This is a genomic window from Sedimentitalea sp. XS_ASV28 (assembly GCF_041224545.1).
Lineage (GTDB): Bacteria > Pseudomonadota > Alphaproteobacteria > Rhodobacterales > Rhodobacteraceae > Sedimentitalea.
Map to the genome: position 1 here is coordinate 82,658 of NZ_JBGFGP010000105.1, position 6,182 is coordinate 88,839.

Here is a 6,182-nt window from a genome sequence, read left to right on the forward strand (position 1 = left end):
AATACTCCGGGGTGTCTGAGGGGCAGCGCCCCTCAGCTCCCTTTGCCGCCTTTGTGCGGCAGGAGGACGGCGTATAACATCGAATTCGCCGGGGCCGACAGGCCTACCTCCTGCGCCAGCCGTGGCACCGCGCCCGACACCCAGTCGATTTCCAGCGGTCTGCCCGCTTCCACGTCTATCGCGGTCGATGCGCGCATGTCTTTTGGCAACCCCAGAACGATCCGCCAGGTGTCCTGCTCGGCTGTGGATGGCAAGGCAACGCCGCGCGCCCGCGCAACCGCAGCCGTTTCCGCCACCACTGCCTGGAACAATTCGGCGAGCGGTGGCTGCTCCAGCACATCGCCGATACGGCACCGGGCCGCCGCCGTGATCCCGGACATCGCCGAGAACAGCACGAATTTCGACCACAGTTCCCTGTCGATATTCATGGTGGCCGGTGATGAGGCTCCGGCTGCATTGAAAGCGGACCGCAACGCGTCGATGCGCGCCGACCTGCGGCTGTCACGTTCGGCAAAGACAAAGCGATTGAAGGTTCCGACCTGTTGGATGACACCCGGCGCGCTGATCGTGGTCGAGATATGCGCGACGCCCTTGGCGACACTGTGCTCGGGCAGGATGCCCAGCAGACGGTCGGCCGCCTCTACCCCGTTCAGGAACGGGATGACGACCGTGTCCGGGCCGATCATCGGCAGGCATGCGGCAGCGGCACTTTCCAGCGCGTTTCCCTTGACGCCAAAGACGATGGCGTCAACCGGACCGACCTGCGCCGGATCATCGGTGGCAATCCAGGGGGTGATGGTCGTTGCACCCTCGTCGCCGTCCGGCGCGTTCAGTGTAAGCCCGTTTTCACGGATCGCGCTCAGATGCGCGCCGCGCGCGATTGTTGCGACCTGATGACCGGCCTGCGTCAGGCGCACCGCGAGAAAGCCGCCGATGCCGCCGGTTGCCATGGTTGCGATTTTCATGACCGTCCTCCGCATGTCCCGCTCCTCACGCTAGGCCATCACCAGCAAGAAGCCCAGAATATTTGAGCGATACACACTGCCCGGGCCAGATGCGCGAACCGGTTTTTGCATCCGGCGGGACTGTGTCATTTCGGTATCGACTGATGACGTCATTTACCTTTGGTTGTGGCGCGCGCACTTGATTTACTCTATGGTAACCTTAGTTAACGTTCCCATAGTGTCTGTCCGGTGGTCGGGCGGGCATTTCTGCTTCGCGGCAATTTAACTCGTAAAATCGGGAGAACTATCATGAGAAAACGCACCACTACCGCTCTCCTTCTTGCCACGGCTGCGACGGCGGCTCTGGCGATGGCCCCGGCACAGGCCGGTGATTTTGACGGCGGGTATCTGGGTGTGCAACTCGGATATGCCTATGGCGATTTCGATCTCGGCAGTGTCGGCGACACCATCACCGATTTTGACAGCGACAGTGTCATCGGCGGCATTTCGGGTGGCTATCTCTGGGGCATCGGCAACGGCTGGTATCTCGGACCGGAACTTCAGTATGACTGGGCCAATATCACCATCAACAACCCTGACACGGGTGAATCCGCGGATTTCGACGGGATCGCGCGCCTGAATGTGATTGCCGGGTACGAGCTTGGCAACGGCATGCTCTATGGTAGCCTTGGCTATGCTTATACCGATCTGAACGGGGTCGGTGATTTCTTCGACGGAAGCAGCGACGGATACGCGATCGGTCTTGGATATGATTGGTGGGTGGATGACAACTGGACCTTTGGCGTCGAGTATCTCTATCAGAGTTTCAACGATATCGGCTCCGGCGGCGGCGATGTCGATCTGAGCACGATCTACCTCAGGACCGCATTCCGCTTCTGATCCAACGCGTCCGATTACAATCCCAACGCGTCCGATTACAATCAAAATGGCCCGCAATCATTCGATTGCGGGCCTTCTGCTGTCTGGCGTGTTGTTCTCGGGCAAGGCTCAGGTCGGCGCTGGATCGCTCACCCGCGATGTGGCCGCGCCCTTTGACAGGGCTGCAAAGCGCGCGGGTTTCGCATGGCGCAGGCGCAGGGCATTGGTCACAACGAAGACCGAGGACATTGCCATCGCGGCAGCGGCCAGAACGGGTGACAGCATCCAGCCGAATAGCGGATAGAAGACGCCGGCCGCGACCGGGATCAGCAGAACGTTGTAGCCAAAGGCCCAGAACAGGTTCTGGCGGATGTTGCGCATCGTCTGGGACGAAATGTCGAAGGCATGCGCCACACCGGTCAGATCGCCCGAGATCAACACCACGTCGGCGGCCTCGATCGCGATATCCGTTCCGCTGCCGACCGCGATGCCCACATCGGCCGAGGCGAGCGCCGGGGCGTCATTGATGCCATCGCCGACAAAGGCCAGCTTGCCGTCGCCCCGCAGCTGCTCAAGCGCCGCGACCTTGCCGTCGGGCAAGACCCCGGCGACAACCGTGTCGATGCCCAGCTCATCCGCGATGGCCTCGGCGGTCGCGGGGTTGTCGCCCGAGATCATCGCGACCCGCAATCCCATGTCGTGAAACGCCTTGATTGCGGCAGGGGTGGTTGGCTTGATCGGGTCGGCAACACCGATCGCAGCCGCAATCGTGCCGTCAATCGCGGCATAAAGGGCGGTGCGCCCGGTGCGCGCCAGCGCAGAGCCGGTTTCGGCAAGTTCGCCCAGGTCGATATCGTTTCGCGACATGAAGGCGTCCGATCCGATCTGAACCAGATGCCCATCGACACGCGCCTGTGCGCCCAGCCCGGTCAAGGACTGGAAATCTCCCGCCTCCGCAATGGGCAGCCGGGCCTCGTCCGCGGCGCGGGTGATCGCCTCGGCAATCGGATGTTCGGACAGCGCCTCGACCGCGGCGATCAGGCCGAGAACGCGGTTCCGATCCTGCCCCTCTGCCGTGACGAGGTCGGTCAGGGCGGGTTGTCCCCGTGTCAGGGTGCCGGTCTTGTCCAGTGCGACGACGTCCACCTCTTGCAGCAATTGCAGCGCGTCGCCCTTGCGAAAGAATACGCCCATCTCGGCCGCGCGCCCGGTGCCCACCATGATCGAGGTCGGCGTCGCCAGCCCCATGGCGCAGGGGCAGGCGATGATGAGCACCGACACGCCAGCGACCAGCGCATGGGACAGCGCAGGCTCCGGGCCAAAGACAAGCCAGGCCAGCATCGTGACCGCGGCGCCGATCATCACCGCAGGCACGAACCAGGCGGTGATGCGGTCGACCAGGCCCTGAATGGGCAGTTTCGCCGCCTGGGCCTGCTCTACCATGCCGATGATCCGGGCCAGCATGGTATCGGCGCCAACGCGGGTCGCGCGGAAACGGAAGGCTCCGGTGCCGTTGATCGTGCCGCCGATCACCGCAGCGTCGGCCTCCTTGGCGACGGGGATCGATTCGCCGGTGATCATGCTCTCGTTCACGAAGGAGGTGCCAGACAGAACCACGCCGTCCACGGCAATACGCTCGCCGGGACGGACCTGTATCACGTCACCGACCGCGATCTCTTCGATGGGCAAGTCGAGTGTCTCGTCGCCGCGTTCGACACGGGCCACGCCGCTGCGCAGCTTGATCAGCTTGCGGATCGCGTCGCCGGTGCGCCCCTTGGCGCGCGCTTCGAGATACCGGCCGAGCAGGATCAGAACGACGATGACGGCCGCCGCTTCGAAATATACATTCGCCGTTCCCGCAGGCAGCAGGTCGGGTGCGAAGGTGGCGACAACCGAAAACCCGTAGGCCGCGAGCGTGCCAATCGCCACCAGCGAGTTCATGTCGGGCGCGCGGCGGAGCAATGCGGGGATGCCCTTGGTATAGAACTGCAAGCCGGGACCGAACAGGATGATGGTGGTGAGTACGAATTGCAGGATTTGACTGTTCCGGGTGCCGATGGTGTCGGCAATCAGGTCATGTACGCCCGGAATGAAATGCGATCCCATCTCAAGCAGGAATACCGGCAGCGTCAGCACCGCCGCGACGAGCGTTACACGCCCGAGCCTGGTGATCTCGGCGGATTTGTCCACCGGGGCGGCTTCGGGTGTCTTGAGCACGGCGGGATAGCCGGCGTCGCTGACTACATCGGCAAGTTTCTCCGCAGAGGTCAAGGACTTGTCGAAATCGACCGTCGCGGTCTCTGTCGCCAGGTTGACCGTTGCGGTGACGACGCCAGGGGCAGATTGCAGCGCGCGCTCGGCACGTCCGACGCAAGACGCGCAGGACAAGCCGGACACCTGCAACTGAATGGTTTGGTTCTGGGGCATGACACTCGCTCGCACTATGTCTTTTTAGAATAGGTGTGACCCTGCGTGATTGAAAGGTCAGCGCCGGAAAATGTGCGTTGCGGATGGTGCCGCCTGCGGGGCAAGCGGATCAGCGTTGCAGCAGCGCTTCGATCTTCTGCGTCACCTTGCGCGAAACCGGCGTGACCGACGCCCCCCAGGTGGCGCTGACACTGCCATCCGGAGCGATCAGGATCTTGTTGAAGTTCCACGCGGGCTCGAAACCCGTTGCATCCCGCACCGCCCGGTAAAACGAGTGCGCGGCGGCTCCCCTGACGTTGCTGATATCGGTCATCGGCAGGTCCAGATCATAGTTCAGCTCGCAGAACTGCTTGACCTCTGCGGCGGTTGCGAGTTCCTGGTTGAAATCGTCTGAAGGAACCGCGAGCACCACCAGCCCCCGCTCGCGATAGCGGTCATACAGGCGCTGAAGGTCGGCGTATTGCCCGGTAAAGCCGCATTGCGAGGCGGTGTTCACGACCAGCACGGGATGCCCCCGCCAGTCTTCGATAGACAGCGAACCGCCGTCGATGGAAGGAAATGTACCGCTGACACCACCGGCCAGACCGGACTGGGCGACAATCGTAAGCGCAATCGCAGCAAGCAGATGTTTCATGTTGTCCTCCAAACCCGAGCCTTGTACGTCGCTGGCCGGGTGCCGGATCATTCTAGCACGTCCGCGCGAGCGGGATGAAACAATCCTTTGATTTCCGTCGCCACAGACCAAATACTGTTTCTGATCACATGGCGGAGGACCAATATGCCGAACTATTCCAAAGACCCGGACCGTATCGCCGCGCTCAGCCCCGAGCAGTTCCACGTGACCCAGGAAAGCGGGACGGAACGCCCCGGTACGGGCGCGTTGCTGCATAACAAGGAGCCGGGCATTTATGTCGATATCGTGTCGGGCGAACCCTTGTTCGCGTCATCGGACAAATACGAATCCGGATGTGGCTGGCCCAGTTTCACCAAGGCCATCGAACCGGCGCTGGTCAACGAGATCGAGGACCGCTCGCTTGGCATGATCCGCACCGAAGTGCGCAGCGTGCATGGCGATAGCCATCTGGGTCATGTGTTTCCGGACGGGCCGCGCGACCGGGGCGGCATGCGCTATTGCATCAACTCGGCCAGCCTGCGGTTCATTCACCGCGACGACATGGAGGCCGAAGGATACGCGGACTATCTTGATCAGGTGGAGGACATACGATGACCGAACGCGCAGTATTGGCCGGTGGCTGTTTCTGGGGCATGCAGGATCTGATCCGCAAGAAACCCGGCGTCGAGAAGACCCGCGTGGGCTATACCGGCGGCGACGTGCCCAATGCGACCTATCGCGACCATGGCACCCATGCCGAGGGGATCGAGATTCTGTTTGACCCTTCGAGGATCAGCTATCGCGACCTCTTGGAGTTCTTTTTCCAGATCCACGATCCGACCACGCCCAACCGTCAGGGAAACGACCGGGGGATGAGCTACCGGTCGGCAATCTACTATGTGGATGAGACCCAGAAGGAAATTGCGCTTGATACCATCGCCGATGTCGAGGCGTCGGGCCTCTGGCCCGGCAAGGTCGTGACGGAAGTCGAGCCGGCAGGCGCGTTCTGGGAGGCGGAACCGGAACATCAGGATTATCTCGAGCGGATACCGCACGGGTACACCTGCCATTTCGCGCGTCCGGACTGGGTGTTGCCGAGGCGCGCCAAGGCGTCCTAGAACGCGCGCATGTGGCTGAGACCCGGTGTCGCCGACCGGCGCCGGGTCTTCGTCAAATGCCCTAGGTCATGTTGACAAATGGCGGAGCCATAGGCGGATAGATGTGATGTCGATGAAGCCAAGGAAGCTCTCGGCGGTCTTGTCGTAGCGGGTGGCGACGCGCCGGGCGTTTTTGAGCTTGTTGAAGCAGCGCTCGACCAG

Annotated in this window: 7 protein-coding genes; 3 read left to right on the plus strand and 4 right to left on the minus strand. The window is 62.3% G+C overall.

The window, feature by feature from the left end; all coding sequences use genetic code 11:
- Nucleotides 1-32: 32 nt before the first annotated feature.
- Entirely contained in the window at nucleotides 33-965 is a 933-nt protein-coding gene (locus AB9K34_RS07065; protein ID WP_369953719.1) for a ketopantoate reductase family protein, read from the minus strand.
- Between the two features lie 288 nt (nucleotides 966-1,253).
- On the opposite strand from AB9K34_RS07065, the gene AB9K34_RS07070 reads away from it, so the two are divergent.
- On the plus strand, nucleotides 1,254-1,844 hold the full coding sequence (locus AB9K34_RS07070) for an outer membrane protein (protein ID WP_369953720.1): 591 nt from the start codon (nucleotides 1,254-1,256) through the stop codon (nucleotides 1,842-1,844).
- Nucleotides 1,845-1,952: 108 nt separating this feature from the next.
- Here AB9K34_RS07070 and AB9K34_RS07075 read toward each other — a convergent pair whose 3' ends face one another.
- Together AB9K34_RS07075 and AB9K34_RS07080 are read right to left on the minus strand one after the other, a co-directional pair.
- Nucleotides 1,953-4,250 carry a heavy metal translocating P-type ATPase gene (locus tag AB9K34_RS07075; protein WP_369953721.1) on the minus strand — a complete coding sequence of 766 codons (2,298 nt, stop codon included), beginning with the start codon at nucleotides 4,248-4,250 and terminating at the stop codon, nucleotides 1,953-1,955.
- Nucleotides 4,251-4,359: 109 nt separating this feature from the next.
- Nucleotides 4,360-4,884 (minus strand): glutathione peroxidase, encoded by a 525-nt coding sequence (locus AB9K34_RS07080; RefSeq protein WP_369953722.1) that lies wholly within the window; start codon nucleotides 4,882-4,884, stop codon nucleotides 4,360-4,362.
- A gap of 144 nt (nucleotides 4,885-5,028) precedes the next feature.
- Here AB9K34_RS07080 and msrB point away from each other — a divergent pair, with 144 nt between their 5' ends.
- The gene (msrB, locus tag AB9K34_RS07085; RefSeq protein ID WP_369953723.1) at nucleotides 5,029-5,478 is read left to right on the plus strand and encodes a peptide-methionine (R)-S-oxide reductase MsrB; all 450 of its coding nucleotides are present in this window, start codon (nucleotides 5,029-5,031) and stop codon (nucleotides 5,476-5,478) included.
- Nucleotides 5,475-5,981: a peptide-methionine (S)-S-oxide reductase MsrA gene (msrA, locus tag AB9K34_RS07090; protein ID WP_369953724.1), complete on the plus strand. Its 507-nt coding sequence runs from the start codon at nucleotides 5,475-5,477 to the stop codon at nucleotides 5,979-5,981. Before msrB ends, msrA begins: the two co-directional genes overlap by 4 nt.
- 66 nt (nucleotides 5,982-6,047) lie before the next feature.
- Here the strand turns inward: msrA and AB9K34_RS07095 are convergent.
- The coding region (locus AB9K34_RS07095) for a transposase (protein WP_287883799.1) at nucleotides 6,048-6,182 on the minus strand (135 nt) is incomplete at its 5' end.